Source organism: Bacillus salacetis (genome assembly GCF_049177075.1).
In the GTDB taxonomy this organism is placed as follows: domain Bacteria; phylum Bacillota; class Bacilli; order Bacillales; family Bacillaceae_B; genus Rossellomorea; species Rossellomorea salacetis_A.
Genome location: NZ_CP185377.1, coordinates 2,564,646 through 2,581,762 on the forward strand (window position 1 = coordinate 2,564,646; position 17,117 = coordinate 2,581,762).

Below are 17,117 nucleotides of genomic sequence, written 5' to 3' on the forward strand. Positions count from 1 at the left end.
TGTATAGCATTGGGATGAAAATAACAATACTTATTTTGCCCGCCGTGTAAAAAAGGCATTTTATCACCGATAGAAGATTCGGGTTTCTTCCTTATTATATATAAAAAAGACACCAGTTAAGAACTGGTGCCTGACGTTATGGAACTGGTCAATAATAATTATTCACTTTCCAACATATTTAGTAGATTCCTACTGCATCAAATGACTGTTGGACCGACTGCACTTCCTGGGAACTGCTTCCATATAAATCGGCTGCTGCCTGGACAGCTGCTGACCGTGCCTGACTGAAAGTAGAAGATGAAGTCAGGTAGACGGTGTTCATTCGGTAATAAATCGCTCCCAGCTTTTCTTTTCCAATCCCCGTTACAGTTACACCATAGTGTGAACCGCCTTCACTCAGCAGATAAGCCTGTTTGTTAATGATTCCGCTGTTGGTATGGACTCCTCCGTTGTCGCCAGTGCCGGTATATCGGACGGAATAGTGGTCAGGATCCCCATACTTAGAAGGATTGCTCATCGACCTTAAAGCATCATTAGCCGTGCCTGGTGTATAGATATCTTCACCAACTTCAAAGTCAGGATCATGATTTTCATGGAATTCAACAAGCGTGCCGAAAATGTCCGAAATGGCTTCATTCAGGGCACCTGATTCATTTTGATACACCAGGTCGGAACTGAAATCTGTCACCGCATGTGTTAGTTCATGCGCCACCACATCTAGTCCGCCTGACAGCGGGACAAATGTACTGCCATCTCCATCCCCGTATACCATTTGGGAACCGTTCCAAAAAGCATTATTGTAGTTCGAGCTGTAGTGGACGGAAGATTTGAGAGGTGCCCCATTATTATCGTAGGAATCCCTTCCAAAAACGTCCTTATAGTAATCATAAGTTGCTCCGGCAAAATAATGTGCATCCACTGCTGCTGCATCATATGCCTGATTGAAAACATTATCTGAGTCCTTCCACAGGGAGCCAGGAAGGAAAAATTGAGGGAAAAAGGTCCTGTTGTTCATATTGTATGTCATGATTCCTCCTCCCCGTGTATTATCCTGAAGATAATAGGAACCGCTCGAGAGAGTTGTATTCAGCTGCTTGGTACCGCCGAGGACCCCTGTTCCTGTACCGACTTGGTTCGTACCAGTTACTTCATGGAGATCATTATATTTATTGATGATTTCTCCTGTAAGGCTGTCGATGAAGTAGTTCCAGTTCCCCGGTTTTGGAGCAAGGAAATTCAGATTAACGAGATAGGCCTTATATGCTTTTTCTCCGTCTGTGTAGATAACCATTTCTGGTTGGATAGGATTTTCAAGTTCAGGAGTGAAACCTAAGTCAGCCAAAGCAATCTTTTCTGCCTTTTTAGCATTCACCTTTTTACTGCTTTTATCTTCATGGGCTGCCTTTTTTTCAATATCAGGGATCGTGGTTCCCGATATTGCCTTCAATGTCCCATCCTCTCCGACTACCGCCGACTGTGTCGAGCCCCATACACGGAGACCGTCGTGCATCTGCTGCAGCCTTACAATTGTATTGCCCAATTGATCAGTCGTCGTATCAATCACTTCAAAGGACTGTTCCGCTTTATTCTTCCCATATTTATACTTCTGCTTTTGATCATTCAAGTAGGAGAAAACAATTTCTTTTGGTGGCTTTTTCGATGGAGCCGTCAGTTGACCGGAAATGAATTCAGGAGTTCCCAGTTTTTCATTTAAATTTGATTGGGACAAAATGTTGGGGGCAGCGAATGAACCGCTGGCAAACATGCTTCCTGCCAGACCCATCGCCAATGTTAAGCTAACTATTTTCTTTTTACTCATAAAAAAATCCTCCTCCTTTTTATTGACGGAACTTTCTGTCAATAAAATCGTATCATGAGAGGAGGATGATTGTTATTGTGAAAATACTAGAATTTAGACATCCTTTATTTGCATTCTGATGCTTAAACAAGGAAACTTTTCCTGAAATTAAGCATTTACTGCATAATAAGTATCGGGTGATAGAAAGAGCCAGCCAGCGCTTCTGCTAAATGCCTGTCTTCTTCATTAAATTTTATGAGAAAACATGTCGAAGGTCCACCCGATACTTTAATGTCCAATCCACAAGAAACCTTGTTGTCTATTAATCCATTATTTCCGCTTAAGACTTTCAATTCTTCAAATATGCCTTTTGATCCTACGGGTAGAATGTCCAGTATAAAAGGGCTTCGACAGCATGCGGTAAACAATGGTAATGGAGCGGCTTCGTCGATTCGTTCCAGTACCTTCTGCCCCACTAACGGCTGCCCGATAACCGCATAACACTCCCGTTTCTCAGACAGCGGGGGTCTATAACAAATCTTTCTTCTGCCCAGAACCGTGATTCCAATAGCAGACTGTTTCAAAGGAAAGTTGGACTCACTGCTCCCTGTAATAGGAATTCCTTCTAACCCCGCTTCTTCTTTAGCCTTTTCAATGCCTTTTATATACCTCTCCCATCTATCATCACCAGAGAAATTATGAAGGAGGATTGCAAAGGGAATCCCTTTTGCAGAAAGGACCTCCATCAAAGCCACCCTTGTGGCAAAATACGCAGTAAGACAATCCTCTGCTTGTACGGCATCTTCTTCCTTCGTTCCAACTCCTCCACTGTTATCTGTACCGATGATGAATTCTTCTTCGTTTGAAAATGGTATGCGGCTTATATCCCTCATCGCACTGCCCCTGTCCTAAGCTGAAAAATCCTACTTAATGGCGGGTAAGCAAAATGAGCGATTGTTAGGTTTAGAAATGCTGCAATGCATAGTGAAGGCAGAATCGCCAGATAAAATTCCTTCCCGATAAGAAAATAGAAAGGAAGTGGCGCAATCAATCCATTCATGATAAAAAATAAACCTGCAGCGGGGACTGGAAAATTTCTATGAAAGATCCAACCAAACAACCAAACGGATACAGCCATTTCAGTTCCTATTAATAGGTGAAGGGCACCCAAAGGCATTCCTGCTAGCAGGGCAGAAACGAGATGGCCGAAGAAAGCAATTACCGCTCCTGCCCCACCGCTCATTATGGACGCTGCAAGAAGTGCCGGAAGAGAATCCAGAGCCACACTCCCTGCGGCTGCAGGAATTTTCATTAAACCGCCGATTGCACTTAAAGCGGTCAATAATGCCAACAAGGTAACCTTATTGATTTTCTTCATCATTCTGAACCTTTTTTGGTTTTGAAGAAAATACATTTGCACTTCTCTCGTACTCAACATCCTTTATACCAAGACGGTGATTGACGGCTCTCGCCAATGCGAAGAAGTAATCTGATAAACGATTTATGTATTGGAGTGTAACTTCTGAAATCGATGCTTCGGATTTAACCAAACTGACAATCTGCCGTTCAGCTCTTCTGGTAATAGTACGGGCGATATGAATCGTCGCTGCCGGTCCTGAACCACCAGGCAGAATGAATTTCTCCAAAGGAGGAGTTTCCGCAATATATTCATCTATTCTCTCTTCCAGATAATCGATAGACTCAGGTGTAAGTTTCATAGGAATGTTATCTGTTGCATTTGCCAGGTCCCCGCCGCAGTCAAATAACTCATGTTGAATTCTTTCCAGGTCTGCCTGTATATCCACAAATTTTTCATCGTCAAGTTCCGAAGCGGCTTTGCCTACAAATGAGTTCAATTCATCAATCGTTCCATAGGCTTCAACTCTTAAATCATCTTTATCTACTCGCCCTCCGATGATGCTTGTTCTTCCTTTATCGCCTTTTCTGCTATATATTTTCACTTTGATTACCCCCTATTTAAATAATCTTTCCTATCTGCCATTCACCCTTTCAAAAGGGTCGGCAGCCCAAACCAAATTTCATAGACTTCCTTTGATTCCCGTACCAGGTCCTGATAAACCCATCCGGTCACATCCCGCCAAAGCCTGGTCTCTGCCTCAATCGGTACAATTCCCTTGCTGATATCAGAACCGATCCATATAATCTCGTTCGCTGACACGTCTTCCCAGCTTTTCCATTTCAGAAATAATGAAAGGAAATCCATCCTGACATCATCACCGTTTCTTCCTTTTCTGAGTTCTGATAAAACAAGATACTCCAGCCCCTCCATGACGACCAATCCTTCATACCCAGCTGGATGGGGCATTGTTTCAGAATGGAAGAGCTTCAGCCATTCTCTCTCCCTGTCGATATTTTCTTTTACCCACCTGGACTTTCCGTTGAAGGTACCTCCAGTAATGAACTGCATCTTGATTTCTCCCTCCATTCCTCAGCTGTCCAATGTAGTTCATACCCCTCGGCAAAAGGAATTTTCCACTCCCAGAATGCTTTGGTTTCCGCCACCCATTTACTCAGGAAATACCTGATCACTCCACCATGGGTAACAAAAGCAATCCTGAGATCCTTATGTTTCCTATGTATATAGTTTGCTGCAACTTCCGGGGCGTGACTGTCACTGAAAAGGTTCGACCAAAATTGTTCAAGCCTTTCTTCAAATACCCCCAGGCTTTCACCCCCTGGAATGGGAAGGCTTTGATCTTCTAGCCAATTCCGATAAACCCTCTTACCTTGAAGTTCTTCGTAAGTTTTAGTCTCCCACTCGCCAAAGTGAATTTCCCTTAACAAAGGACTTTCGATTATGGGCGTGTCCTGAAAGAGCAAATCTGCTGTGTACCTGCATCTTCTCAGATCACTTGTGAAAACAAGATCATATTCAGGATATCGGCCAGCGATTTCCTTCAATCTTAAACTTTCTGCAATAACCAAGGGGGCGTCATGCCAACCGACATATTGCCGCGCCAGATTTTCTTCCGTTACTGCATGCCGATATAAGCCGATAGCCATACTGCCATCCATAAGAGCACCTCCACTCCTTCTACTGAAGCTCCCAATGTGTCCCCGGTCATACCACCGAATAATTTCACTGTTTGTCTGCTGATCCAATAGCCTGCCATTACAGTCAGTGTGATAAATGAGAGGAAGATAACCAGAAGTTCAGGCAGTAACATTAACAATCCGAGACCCATCAACAAAAAGGGAATCAGATAGGATAAAAGCAATCGGGGTTCTGTATGTTTTTTAAAATAGAAGGCCATCCCCTCTTCTTTTGCACTTGCGGAGAGCACCATCAGACAGCCCATCACGCTTCTGCTGAAAACCGGGATTATGGCTATTATAACTGCCATTCCAAAAATGGTATGTACAAGGCTTTCATAGATAAACAGAAAGCGTGAAGCCAGCAGGACAATCACAGATATGACAGCAAAGGCGCCTGCTCTGGGATCTTTCATGATTTCCAGCCTTTTCTCCTTATCCTGATAGGAAAAGAAAGCATCACTAGTATCCATCCATCCATCTAGATGGATCCCGCCTGTCAACAAGATTGGCAGGATCCAAATGACAAAAGATAAAGCCAAAGGAGAAAGCGGAGTCCACTCACTCAGAATGATAAATATCAATCCATTTATGACCCCTAAAATCAAACCGAAAAAAGGAAACATCATGACAGCGCGCCTTATTGAAAGGCGGTCCATGTTGATGGAACGATGTACAGGGAGTGTAGAGAAAAATTGCAAGTCGATCATGAGCCCAAGAAGATATTCTCTGATTTTCATCCACCCATTTTCCTCTCTCTTTTTTTCATGACAGCGATACCCTTGTTCACAGAATAGGCTCTCTCAGCTCTTTCTGCAATCTGCTGATGAACCGTTCCCAAGTTACGGACAAAGCGCTTGACGAGTTCAACTTCGGACAGGGGTTCACAAAATACATCATTGCTGACAAGTATGACGCTCCCGGCTTTAGAAACAATTCCCTCAATATCCTTCATTACTTTTCCAATGACATCTTTTGTTGGAGTTCCGTCTCCAAAAAGCTCATTCGTCACCAGTGTGGTTATACAGTCCACAAGGACGATATCTCTTTCTGTAAACCGGTCAGCAAGTTCACCTATTGAAGTAGGTTTTTCCCATGTTTTCCATTTTGCAAGAGATTCCTTTCTATCACATTGATGTCTATTGATCCTCTGTTTCATTTCCTCATCTACCGCTTTTCCACAGGCTATATAATGAAGGGAGTTCCCGCTTCTCCTAGAAAGTGAAACAGCCACTTCCTCAGCGAATGTACTTTTTCCGCTGCGCACTCCTCCACAGACGAAGATCAGTTCTCCCGCCATTTTTCCAGTACCTCCATCAAGAGATTGTTTGATTCTTCATCTTTCACGGCCATTCGGAGCCATCGTCCCTCCAGCCCTCTGAAATTATATGTATGTCTTGGGACAATTCCATTTTTAAGCAGAAAGATAATCAAATCTATTTGCTGTTCGGTGCGGTTATCCTTCATTAAATAAAAGTTCGTTTGGGAACGTGAAAAAGAAAAGTCATTCTTTTTTAAGAAGCAGAACATTCTGGCTCTTTCCCTTGCAACATACCCCCTGGTCTTCATAACAAAATCCTGCTGCTCAAGACAGATTTCCCCTGCACATAGAGCGAAACTATTGACACTCCAATGAGTTTGGTATTTCTCAAGCTTGGACTTCAGCTCTTCTGCCATCAAGGCAAAGCCCAGCCTAATACCCGCCATTGAAAACATCTTGGTCATCGAGCGAAGGATGATCAGATTGAAATGCACACCAAGCAGCTTTTTGCAGCTGTCTCCCTGAGGAAGAAAATCATGAAAGGCCTCATCCACAATTACGAGGCAATCATTCTCTTCTGCATATCCAATGATTTCTTCTAAGAGGACGGGATCCATTACAGTCCCGGCTGGATTATTAGGATTGCAAATAAAAATGGCATCAGATGCCTTTATTGCACCTGCAAAATCTTCAAACTCAGGTATCAAGGAGGGTATTACGTGTTCAATAGAACAAGAAAAAGCTCTGCATGTCAGTTCATACTCCGAAAAAGCGGGATGCACGACAGCCACTTTCTTCCCGCGCAGAAGGCAGGCAATCATATGGATGACTTCGGCAGCACCATTGCCAACGATGATCCCTCCTGGGTCAATCCCTTCTGAAATAGAGATTCTTCTCCTCAGGCTGGTATGTATGGGATCAGGGTAATCACGGAAATCTATTGCCCCCTTCGATAATAATGCAGACAAAGAGTCCGGTTGACCAAGAGGGTTTAGATTCACAGAGAAGTCCGACCATCTCTCAGGCATCGGTATGTTCAAGGCATCATATAAATAATGCGGATTGGACCCATGTAAAGGCAGATTCAATGAGGATTCCTCCCACTAACAGAAAGATATAAAAACCGAAGACGGTCCTTTCCATTAAATTTATTGTTTTCCTGATATGCTCATTATTCAATGGGACTATTTCTTTTCCCATGATGGCTCTATCAGAGACCATTCCCTTGTAATAGTTTCTTCCGCCAAGTTTGATTCCAAGGATAACAGCAGCAGCCGCTTCTCCCCAGCCGCTGTTGGGACTTGGATGTTTCCTGCTGTCTTTCCTTGTGATCTTCCAGGCTTCCAATCTATCATGATATTTGGAAGGAAAGACAACAATCATTACAACAGCTGTGATCCTGCTTGGCAGCCAGTTGACAAGGTCATCAACCTTTGCCGAAGCCCATCCAAATTCAAGATACCGATCACTTTTGTATCCAACCATGGAATCACAGGTATTTATCATCCTATACACAATGGCCAAGGGAGCTCCCCCGATCAATGCCCAAAATAAAGGAGCTGTAATTCCATCGGAGGTGTTTTCAGCGACGGTTTCAACAGCTCCTCTTATAACATCCTTTTCTTCAAGGCTCTCTGTATCCCTTCCTACGATGTAAGAAAGTTTTTTCCTCGCCTCTTGCAAATCTCCTTTAACAAGGGGATTAAAGACTTCCATAGCTGCTTTTTTTAAGCTTTTAGAGGCTATAGTGGTAGAAATGATGATTCCTTCCAACATAATGCCTGCAGCCGGATGAACCTTATACATTACGATTGTCAAAAACAGAGTAATAGAATAGACGAGGGCCAAAAGAAGACCAAGCATGAATATTCCTTTTCGTTTTCTATTGGTTCCTCTGTTCAAAACTCTTTCAAGGAAAGCGATAAGGCTTCCCATCCATCTTACCGGGTGTGGAAGGTTCGGAGGATCCCCAATTATACGATCTAGACAAACAGCCAGGGTAATGGAAGCAATATGAACGATCACAGCTGTCCCTTCCTTTTCTTATAAGAAGCGATTGCCTCCCTTGTTGTTTCATATACTCCTGTACCGATCATCCGGCCGACCTGTGTCACAGGACCTGCAAACGGCAATGGCTCGCCGCGTTGGGAGGCACCAATCAAGATGCTGTCCGTCGACGTTCCCGTTGCGAGGGTATTTGTGCTTTCGTCCTTGACCGATTCATCCTGCAGCGCCTTGACCTTCGCCTCTGTTGCTGTAACAATTGCCTGGATAAATGCCTCATCGGACAGCTCGCCATTTACCAAGACCCAGGTATTGATTGTTCCTGGCTTCATTTCTGCATTCTTGCTGTTCCGTGAGATATCGACCGCATTTCCTACTCCGGCAGTGACTATGACAAAAACGGACAAATCACCCTCTGTGAATTTTCTAAAAGAAACATCTTCCAGCATCACTGCTGTCATCATCCCGACTGTCCGTGAAGGGTCCAATCCTTTTTCCAACAAGAACTTCTTCATATCCTCCTTGTAATCATCACAATTATAGGTGTCAGGCACATGGCGGTTGACGAGGGTGGAAGTCCATCTTACACCTGCCCCGCATACACCTGATGACATTGTTTTCACAGGCTGGGGAAGGGACAAAGTAATCATTTCTTCTCCGACGGATAAATATCTATCATCCATTTCCCATACTTCCTCATCTTCCTGAGTACTCTCTGGAATCAGGTACATTTGCGGCTTTGCCACCCTCGGATGTGAATTCTTCTCTATTTTCGTTTTATAAATAGAGGAAACACGGTCTTCCTTCAACACTTCATCAGGGTGCTCGACAATAGAAACGCTTCCTTTTTCCATAAGTAAGAGACGGTCACAATAAAGCCCTGCCAGGTTCAAATCATGAAAGATTGAGATGACCGTCAAACCGGTTTCCTTTGTTGCCTTTTTCAAGTAATCCAGCAATTCCTTTTGATAGGAAAGGTCCAGATGGTTGGTCGGCTCATCCAGCAAGAGCACTTTTGGTTCCTGCGCAAGTGCCTGTGCTAAAAATACTCTCTGTCTCTCTCCTCCCGATAGTTCATTGAGGAAATGGTCTTTATATCGCGTAATTCCTGTCTGCTCCATAACTGTATCGATGATTTCCTCATCTTTAGCAGTAATATTTTTAAAAAAACCTGTCTGATGAGCATATCTTCCAAGAGAAACCGTATCTTTCACTTTATAATTGAAAGCCTGGGAATTAAGTTGAGGAAGAACCGCCATCAGCCGGGCGAGTTCCTTCATTGTATAAGCAGAAATTTCTTTTCCATCGATGAAGACATTCCCGGTTTCCGGCTTGAGTAGTCCGCTTATCATCTTCAAAAGGGTTGTCTTTCCACATCCATTCGGACCCAGAATACCAAAGAATTCACCGGCTTTGACCTCAACATTAATATTATTAAGAATATTTACATCTCCGTAGCCGCCTGTCAGATTCTCTACTCTTATCATTGGCTACCCTCTTTTCTTCATTAGTATATAGGCAAATATCGGGGCACCAATCAATGCTGTAATTACTCCGATCGGCAATTCAGTCGGTGCAATGATCGTTCTTGAAATCAAATCGGCAAGCACGAGAAATCCCCCGCCGGCCATAATGGACAGCGGCAGAAGGTTCCTGTGATCATTTCCGGCTAACAGCCGTATAAGGTGGGGGATGACGAGACCGACAAATCCGATTGTACCTGAAACGGCGACAGCAGCGCCTGTCAAAACGGATCCTGACAGCAGAATGATCAGTTTCCTTGCCTGGACGTTGATCCCTATGTGCCGTGCCTGCTCTTCACCGAAACTCATTCCATTCAGTTCCCTTGCATTAAGAAGTAGAAGGACTGTGCCAACAGCAAAGAATGGCAGGATGATTTTGATATAGTCCCAGCCGCGCATTGATACACTTCCCAAAAGCCAGCCGATGATCTGGCGGAGTTCATCACCTGTAAGGGCTATCATCAATGAAATGAAAGAACCTAAAAATGAACTGAATATGATTCCCGTTAAAATGATGGTCTCTAGTTTCATTGACCGTTCGACTCTCTGGGCGAACAGCAGGACAATAAAAATGGTAACAGTTGCAGTGATAATGCTCAGTACCGGCAGAGTGAAATTCCCCAGAAACGGGATACTGATATGAAAAAACAAGGTCATGACAGCCCCGACAGACGCTCCCGAAGAAATCCCTAAAGTATAGGGGTCAGCAAGAGGGTTTCTCAATAAACCTTGAAAAGCGGCCCCCGCTATTGCAAGGGACGCTCCAACCAGAAATGCAAGTATGACCCGTGGAAGGCGTATACTGTAAACAATATTGATATACATCTGTTCGACAGACTCTGGAACGGGATAGCGGAAAATTTTTGCACCCAAGATCGACAGGATATCAGATACCGGTACAGATATTGTGCCAATGGAAATACCAGCTAATATAGAACAAACAACAAACAGAGCTGCTAACCCATACGAAAGTATTCGATTGTTATTGGAATAGTTCCGGATAGACAGCTTCTGCAAGTTCCTCTACTCCTTGGACCAATCTTGGACCGGTTCTTGTTACCAGGTCGGAATGGACATCGTAAACATTTTCGTTCTTGATGGCCGGAACATCTCCCCAGCCTTCTCTGCTCATCACTAGTTCTTTTGGATTTTCTGTATAATATCCGTAAGTTGTAACAATAACATCAGGGTTCAAGGCAATGATTGCTTCTTCATTCATTTGAACCCAGCCTTCTTGTTCTTCTGCAGCATTCTGAGCATTGATCAGACCCAGCATTTCATCCATGAATGTATTGCTGCCGGCAGTAAATATTTCAGGTGATGGAGATACTTCTACAAATACACTTTTCTTCTCCTCATCTGAAACTTCAGCCGTTTTATCCTTCACAGCTTGAAGGTCATCCTTCATCTGCTGAATTGTTGTCTCTGCCTGCTCATTTGCACCGGCAGCCTTCCCAATCATTTCGATGGAAGTATAAACTTCTTCAAAGCTTTTTGCATCGTTAACAACCAGGACGGTAATACCTGCATCTCTTAATTGCTGCAGGCCTTCCGTAGCTGAACCCATCACAGAGCCATGAGCAAGTACAAGGTCAGGTGTCAAAGAAATGATTTTTTCAACATTAAATTCCATGCCGCCGATCATTTCTTTTTCTGCTGCTTCGGGTGGGTAGTTATCAAAGTCAGACACTCCAACTATCTTATCTCCGAGTCCCAGTTCAAAGGCAATTTCAGTGTTGCTTGGAATGAGCGAAACGATTTTTTGCGGTTCTTCCTCAATGACTACTTCATTATCAGCAGCATCCGTTATTGTTACAGGAAACGAAGCTTCTTCTGAATCTTGAGTCTGCTCCTGATCAGTTTGGCTCTCATTCGAAGCATTTTCATTCGTATTATTTCCGTCATTGCCGCATCCTGCAGCGACACCGATAGAAAACAGCAATGCGAGTAATAAAATATGAATCTTTTTCATGTGGTTTTCTCCCCTTTTAAAAAATAAAAATAAAAATAAAAAAACATCTCTTTTGAGAAAAGAGATGTACGTGTAAAAGGCATATTTTGATGGAACTCAAATATCATGCGATTTACACCTCCCTATCCTCGTAGGCTTGTGGTGCAAGCAGTAACAGGCAGGTCTCCTGGCTTATGGTCATTGCTCGCTGTTCCTTCCCATACTTTTGTACAGTGGTATTTACAGCTTGCTCCCATTTACAGTGGCGGGACCGCGTTGGAATTTCACCAACTTCCCTTTTAAGACTTCAGCTTTCGACTGAAATCACCTGAATACGACAATATGTATTAAATTTTCCGCTATGCTAGATTATACACAAGAAAAGACCTCAGGGGAATATTTTAGTTCCAAATTTATCAATTTTTCTACTTTTGTTTATAAAATCATAAAAAAGGCTTACAACCAATTTTGACATTGTAAGCCTCTTAACTTGCTTTGCATTATTTGTTCTCCACGGAATAGTCAGCTGTTTCTTTCAGCAAGGAGCTTCTTATGAATCCAGATTGCGGCGATAGAGCCGTCCCCCATTGCTGTTGAAACTTGTTCCGAGTGTGCAACTATGTCGCCGGCTGCCCAGACATTTTCCACATTGGTTTCCTTAGAGCGGGCATCTGCATTGATATGTTTATTATCCATGATGTGGACGCCAAGCTGTTCGGCCAGCTCGGTATGGACCTTATTCCCGCCAAAAGCGATAAACCCTCTTTCACCGGTTATCACTTCGCCGTTATCCAGCAGGACTCCTTTAAATCCGCTTTCATCTTCTACTATCGCCTCAGAAATAATGCCTTCCTCATAACCGATATTCTTTTCCTTTAATTCGGCTTTCGTTTCCTCAGAAACCTCATTGCTTTCATGATTGATAAATATGATGTCATCACTCCAGTAATTCAGAGTCAGGGCCATCCCGGCTCCCGTTTCACCGGATCCCAGAATAACGACTTTTTTACCCTTAACCTCATATCCGTCGCAGTCAGGACATACATAAACAGACAGACCGAGGCATGGGTCAAGGTATTTGATTTTCGGGATGTTATCCTTCACACCAGTTGCCAGAAGAAGTTTCCTGGCGACATAGTGATTCCCATCTTTTCCATCTAAAATGAATTCTCCCTTGTCCTTTCTTGCGTTTACAATCCGGTCCGATTGGAATTCTACACCATAAGACTCCGCCTGTTTTCTGCCTAGTGAGCGGAGCTGTTCACCACTGACACCATCCGGCCAGCCCAAAAGGTTATGATAACACCTGCAGATGGCCGACCGGCCGTCATTCGCATCCACCACCAAAATATCATGTTCATACCTTCCAAGCTGTATGGCTGCCTGAAGACCAGCAATCCCGCCTCCCACAATGATACAATCATAAGTCTTCTTCATAGGGATTCCTCCTCTGGTGGTTTTCCATGGCTTTTCAGTTGAGGTTACGCCTCAAACAAATCTTGAATAGTTATAGCATTAAGCTTGTCCTATAAGAATATTCCACTATATTCTTTCTTTTTTCCTCAGTATCAGTGACTGAAACGCAAATTTAGAATCCACGCCTCCGGAGGCAGAACCACAAAATTCTCTATTGTAAAAAAACGTGAAACAAGCTTTTGAATCGCTGCAGAAGAATGGAAGGAGAAGAATCTCTTAGGTTCATATATATCCTCTTCCCAAATCCCCTCACTGTCTTCTCCCCCATATAGCCCTATATAAAACAAGCCATTCTTGTTCAAAACGGTATCAATCTTCTCCAATACTTCTTCAAGATCTTTCTTTGGAACATGAAGGAGGGAATTCATTGCCCAGACAGCATCAAACTTCTTTCCGCCAAAATCCAGCTCATCAAAGCTCATCACTTTGGACGGTATTCCCTTTTCCTTGCAAAAAGCGACCATCCTCGCTGAAATATCAACAGCGAGAGGCTGGATCCCGTTCTTTTTAAAATACAGGCTGTCTTTCCCCGGACCTGCTCCCAGGTCCAATAAAGTCTCTTTATTTTCTTCCGTTAACCAATTCAAGAAGGTTTCCCTTTCTGCTTCCTTCCATTCCGGGGCCTCTTTTTCATTCCGTATCTCTGATTGCGAATCGTAACTCTTTGAAAAATTTAGTTTCAAATCCTGATTGATCATGACTTACCTCCAAACTCTAAGCTCTTTCAACATCCATGACTAATACCTTTCTGTATGGTCAGTTAAACATCCTGTCTTTTTTTATAAAATCCAGGATATTTTGATTGTCGCGGAAGGTGATTGGTGATAAAATTCTTTTATCGTTTAACACTTTAATAGACGAAAGTTAATTATCTGGGAGTGTGCTCTTACTATGAAACATACTGAAAAAGCGACTTTTGCAGGAGGCTGCTTCTGGTGCATGGTGAAACCTTTTGACCAGATGCCCGGTATTGAAAGTGTCATTTCCGGTTATTCCGGTGGACATTTGGAAAACCCAACATATGCAGATGTAAAAAAGGGTGGCAGCGGTCATTACGAGGTCGTACAGATTACATTTGATCCTTCCCTTTTCCCATATAGACAGTTACTTGAATTATATTGGCCGCAAATTGATCCAACCGATGACGGTGGGCAATTCCAAGATAGAGGCGATTCCTATCGTACAGCCATTTTCTATCATAATGAGTACCAGCGCGAATTGGCAGAGGCTTCTAAAAAAGAAGTTGAAGACAGCGGAAGATTCAAAAAGCCGATTGTCACAAAAATTCTCCCTGCTGCAGTTTTTTATCCAGCTGAGGATTACCATCAGGATTTCTATAAGAAAAACCCTAAAGAATATAAAGAGGATCGTGCCAAGTCAGGCAGAGATGAGTTCATAGAAGAACATTGGAACAATTAATTGATGAAGGAAACAGTGGAATGGACTGTTTCCTTTTTTATATATTATGGTTGAATGCGTTAGGTATATGGATTAGATTGCACCATTATAAGTTTGATTCTTTGCTATAGTCCCGTGTTTCTTCCTTAATCACACCATTATAAATTGGATTCCTCGCTATAATCCCGTGATTTCCATTAATCACACCATTATAAATTGGACTCCTCGCTGCAATCCTGTGTTTCTTCCTTAATCACACCATTATAAATTGAATTCTTTGTTATAATCCCGTGTTTCTTCCTTAATCGCACCATTATAAATTGGATTCCTCGCTATAATCCCGTGTTTCTCCCTTAATCGCACCATTATAAATTGAATTCTTTGTTATAATCCCGTGTTTCTTCCTTAATCGCACCATTATAAATTGGACTCCTCGCTATAATCCCGTGTTTTCCCCTTAATCACACCATTATAAATTGGATTCCTCGCTATAATCCCGTGATTTCCCCTTAATCGCACCATTATAATTTGAAATTCAAGCTATAATCCTGTGTTTTCCTCTTAATCGCATAATCCGCACACCCTCCTCCCTGTAAAATTTTTATTGAGATTTCATTCCGCGGACATACTATGGAAAAAGGAAAGGATGAGTTCAATGAAAAAAGAACAACCCTTTAACAAGGCTGGGGACAAACGTGCGGGTGCCTATGCTGGACACGGTGCTTACCTTGATGCGAATGAACCCTATCCCGGTGATTCCGTGAACGAACACCAGGACCTCGAATTTGCGAATGAGATCATCGCCCGCGAAGAAATCAAACAGCAAAATGATAGCTTATAACAAATATAAAAGGACCCCTGCTGAAAGTGACAGGGGTCCTTAAATGAGAATTACAACATTAATTGAGAATGTTTACTTCTTTATTTTACCTCTTCCGGAACAGATAATCCCAAACCTTCGGCTACTTTTCTTCCATATTCAGGATCTGCTTTATAGAAGTGTCCAATTTGACGCAGCTTGATTTCTTCACTTTCCACAGGGCTCATCGCCCCTACAATTGTCTCAATCAGACGATCTTGTTCATCCTTATCCATTAATCTGAACAGGTCGCCTGCCTGTGTATAGTGATCATTATGGTCATAAGCGACACTCTCTGCCACACCTGAAACAGGGAATGCGGATTGCTGGTCTGCAGGTGATTCTGTTGGACCGCCCGCACTGTTCGGCTCATAATACGCGGAGCTTCCACCGTTGCTATCAAAGCGCATTTGGCCATCACGCTGATAATTATTCACTTCATTTTTCGGCCTGTTGATCGGGAGTGCATTATGATTCGCACCTACACGGTAACGGTGTGCATCACTATATGCAAAGATTCGTCCTTGAAGCATCTTATCTGGAGATACTTCAATACCCGGCACAAGGGTTCCAGGAGAGAATGTTGCCTGTTCCACTTCAGCAAAGTAGTTCTCAGGGTTGCGGTTCAATACCATGCGTCCCACTTCAACCAATGGATAATCTTTATGAGACCACACTTTTGTGACATCAAATGGGTCGAAACGATACGTATCCGCATCCTCAAGCGGCATGATTTGCACATACAGCTTCCATGCAGGGAAATCCCCATTTTCAATACTGTTAAATAAATCCTCTGTATGATAATCCGGATTAACACCCGCTATTTTTGCAGCTACTTCATTTGTAATATTCTTCACGCCCTGTTCACTCTTAAAGTGATATTTCACCCATACTCCGTCGCCGTCTTTATTGACCCATTTGAAGGTATGGCTTCCATAACCATTCATATGTCGGAGTGTCGCAGGAATCCCTCGGTCGCCCATCAAGTATGTAACCTGATGAAGAGATTCAGGGGATAAAGACCAGAAGTCCCAAACAGCATTTGGATTTTTCAAATGTGTTTGCGGATGGCGTTTTTGTGTGTGAATGAAATCAGGAAATTTGATTGCATCACGAATGAAGAAAATCGGTGTATTATTCCCAACCAGGTCATAATTCCCTTCTTCTGTATAGAATTTAACAGCAAAGCCGCGCGGGTCGCGAACGGTATCAGCAGAACCGTTTTCTCCTGCCACTGTTGAAAAACGGATGAACATCGGAGTGCGTTTCCCTGCCTCTGAAAGGAAGTCTGCTTTTGTATATTTGCTCAGATCGTTTGTCACTTCAAAGTAACCATGTGCACCTGTTCCTTTGGCATGCACAACACGCTCAGGCACTCGTTCGCGGTTAAAGTGTGCAAGTTTTTCAAGCAAATGTACATCCTGGATCAATGTTGGACCTCGTGATCCAGCAGTCATTGAGTTTTGGTTATCTCCTACTGGGGCTCCCCAGCTGGTTGTTAATTTATTATTTGTCAAATCCATTCACCTCTTGAGAATATTTTGTAGTTAATAATGATTATAATGTAATAATACCACCAAATAATTAAAAATCAATACTCTTTTAGAATTATTATAAATAAAAAGCGATTTTAATCTGTAATCAGTGCTTTTTATACACTATATGACCGTTTGTACCTTTTTTAGAAGTAGATTATTATCGGGTTTATCAATACCTTAATGTAAAAAAAGATCCTGGATTTAACGCTTGCAACACCCTTTATTCATGAATCGCTCAACGCAAAAATTTTGTAT

The 17,117-nt window shown here is 42.8% G+C and carries 18 protein-coding genes and 1 riboswitch; of the genes, 2 read left to right on the forward strand and 16 right to left on the reverse strand.

What is annotated here, in order from left to right; all coding sequences use genetic code 11:
• Window positions 1–178 precede the first annotated feature (178 nt).
• The 15 genes from ACOJQI_RS13370 to ACOJQI_RS13440 form a co-directional block, all read right to left on the reverse strand.
• Window positions 179–1,819 carry a M4 family metallopeptidase gene (locus ACOJQI_RS13370; protein ID WP_421378625.1) on the reverse strand — a complete coding sequence of 547 codons (1,641 nt, stop codon included), beginning with the start codon at window positions 1,817–1,819 and terminating at the stop codon, window positions 179–181.
• Window positions 1,820–1,974: 155 nt separating this feature from the next.
• On the reverse strand, window positions 1,975–2,691 hold the full coding sequence (locus tag ACOJQI_RS13375) for an ATP-binding protein (RefSeq protein ID WP_421378628.1): 717 nt from the start codon (window positions 2,689–2,691) through the stop codon (window positions 1,975–1,977).
• Entirely contained in the window at window positions 2,688–3,179 is a 492-nt protein-coding gene (locus ACOJQI_RS13380; protein WP_421378631.1) for an ECF transporter S component, read from the reverse strand. Before ACOJQI_RS13380 ends, ACOJQI_RS13375 begins: the two co-directional genes overlap by 4 nt.
• Window positions 3,160–3,759 (reverse strand): cob(I)yrinic acid a,c-diamide adenosyltransferase, encoded by a 600-nt coding sequence (locus ACOJQI_RS13385; RefSeq protein WP_421378634.1) that lies wholly within the window; start codon window positions 3,757–3,759, stop codon window positions 3,160–3,162. Before ACOJQI_RS13385 ends, ACOJQI_RS13380 begins: the two co-directional genes overlap by 20 nt.
• Window positions 3,760–3,800: 41 nt before the next feature.
• On the reverse strand, window positions 3,801–4,226 hold the full coding sequence (locus ACOJQI_RS13390; protein ID WP_421378636.1) for a bifunctional adenosylcobinamide kinase/adenosylcobinamide-phosphate guanylyltransferase: 426 nt from the start codon (window positions 4,224–4,226) through the stop codon (window positions 3,801–3,803).
• Window positions 4,178–4,834 carry a histidine phosphatase family protein gene (locus tag ACOJQI_RS13395; RefSeq protein ID WP_421378638.1) on the reverse strand — a complete coding sequence of 219 codons (657 nt, stop codon included), beginning with the start codon at window positions 4,832–4,834 and terminating at the stop codon, window positions 4,178–4,180. The genes ACOJQI_RS13390 and ACOJQI_RS13395 overlap by 49 nt, the downstream gene beginning before the upstream one ends.
• Window positions 4,792–5,592 carry an adenosylcobinamide-GDP ribazoletransferase gene (gene cobS, locus ACOJQI_RS13400; protein WP_421378640.1) on the reverse strand — a complete coding sequence of 267 codons (801 nt, stop codon included), beginning with the start codon at window positions 5,590–5,592 and terminating at the stop codon, window positions 4,792–4,794. The genes ACOJQI_RS13395 and cobS overlap by 43 nt, the downstream gene beginning before the upstream one ends.
• Complete coding sequence (locus tag ACOJQI_RS13405; protein ID WP_421378642.1) at window positions 5,589–6,152, reverse strand: bifunctional adenosylcobinamide kinase/adenosylcobinamide-phosphate guanylyltransferase; 564 nt, start codon at window positions 6,150–6,152, stop codon at window positions 5,589–5,591. The genes cobS and ACOJQI_RS13405 overlap by 4 nt, the downstream gene beginning before the upstream one ends.
• Window positions 6,137–7,201, reverse strand: coding sequence for a pyridoxal phosphate-dependent aminotransferase (locus ACOJQI_RS13410; RefSeq protein WP_421378644.1), 1,065 nt, complete (start codon window positions 7,199–7,201; stop codon window positions 6,137–6,139). The genes ACOJQI_RS13405 and ACOJQI_RS13410 overlap by 16 nt, the downstream gene beginning before the upstream one ends.
• A complete protein-coding gene (gene cbiB, locus ACOJQI_RS13415; RefSeq protein ID WP_421378646.1) occupies window positions 7,158–8,138 on the reverse strand; it encodes an adenosylcobinamide-phosphate synthase CbiB in 981 nt (326 codons plus the stop codon). Before cbiB ends, ACOJQI_RS13410 begins: the two co-directional genes overlap by 44 nt.
• Window positions 8,135–9,604, reverse strand: coding sequence for an adenosylcobinamide amidohydrolase (locus tag ACOJQI_RS13420; protein WP_421378648.1), 1,470 nt, complete (start codon window positions 9,602–9,604; stop codon window positions 8,135–8,137). The genes cbiB and ACOJQI_RS13420 overlap by 4 nt, the downstream gene beginning before the upstream one ends.
• Before the next feature lie 3 nt (window positions 9,605–9,607).
• Window positions 9,608–10,657 (reverse strand): FecCD family ABC transporter permease, encoded by a 1,050-nt coding sequence (locus ACOJQI_RS13425; protein WP_421378650.1) that lies wholly within the window; start codon window positions 10,655–10,657, stop codon window positions 9,608–9,610.
• Window positions 10,623–11,612 (reverse strand): ABC transporter substrate-binding protein, encoded by a 990-nt coding sequence (locus tag ACOJQI_RS13430; RefSeq protein ID WP_421378652.1) that lies wholly within the window; start codon window positions 11,610–11,612, stop codon window positions 10,623–10,625. The genes ACOJQI_RS13425 and ACOJQI_RS13430 overlap by 35 nt, the downstream gene beginning before the upstream one ends.
• Window positions 11,613–11,750: 138 nt before the next feature.
• Window positions 11,751–11,938, reverse strand: a riboswitch (cobalamin riboswitch).
• Window positions 11,939–12,113: 175 nt separating this feature from the next.
• A complete protein-coding gene (locus ACOJQI_RS13435) occupies window positions 12,114–13,028 on the reverse strand; it encodes an NAD(P)/FAD-dependent oxidoreductase (protein WP_421378654.1) in 915 nt (304 codons plus the stop codon).
• Window positions 13,029–13,159: 131 nt separating this feature from the next.
• The gene (locus tag ACOJQI_RS13440; RefSeq protein WP_421378656.1) at window positions 13,160–13,765 is read right to left on the reverse strand and encodes a class I SAM-dependent methyltransferase; all 606 of its coding nucleotides are present in this window, start codon (window positions 13,763–13,765) and stop codon (window positions 13,160–13,162) included.
• A 193-nt stretch (window positions 13,766–13,958) separates the two neighbouring features.
• On the opposite strand from ACOJQI_RS13440, the gene msrA reads away from it, so the two are divergent.
• Together msrA and ACOJQI_RS13450 are read left to right on the forward strand one after the other, a co-directional pair.
• Entirely contained in the window at window positions 13,959–14,486 is a 528-nt protein-coding gene (gene msrA / locus ACOJQI_RS13445; protein WP_421378658.1) for a peptide-methionine (S)-S-oxide reductase MsrA, read from the forward strand.
• Window positions 14,487–15,120: 634 nt separating this feature from the next.
• A complete protein-coding gene (locus ACOJQI_RS13450) occupies window positions 15,121–15,306 on the forward strand; it encodes a hypothetical protein (RefSeq protein WP_421378660.1) in 186 nt (61 codons plus the stop codon).
• 80 nt (window positions 15,307–15,386) lie between these two features.
• Here the strand turns inward: ACOJQI_RS13450 and katA are convergent, their stop codons facing one another.
• Window positions 15,387–16,841: a catalase KatA gene (gene katA / locus ACOJQI_RS13455; protein WP_421378662.1), complete on the reverse strand. Its 1,455-nt coding sequence runs from the start codon at window positions 16,839–16,841 to the stop codon at window positions 15,387–15,389.
• Window positions 16,842–17,117 lie beyond the last annotated feature (276 nt).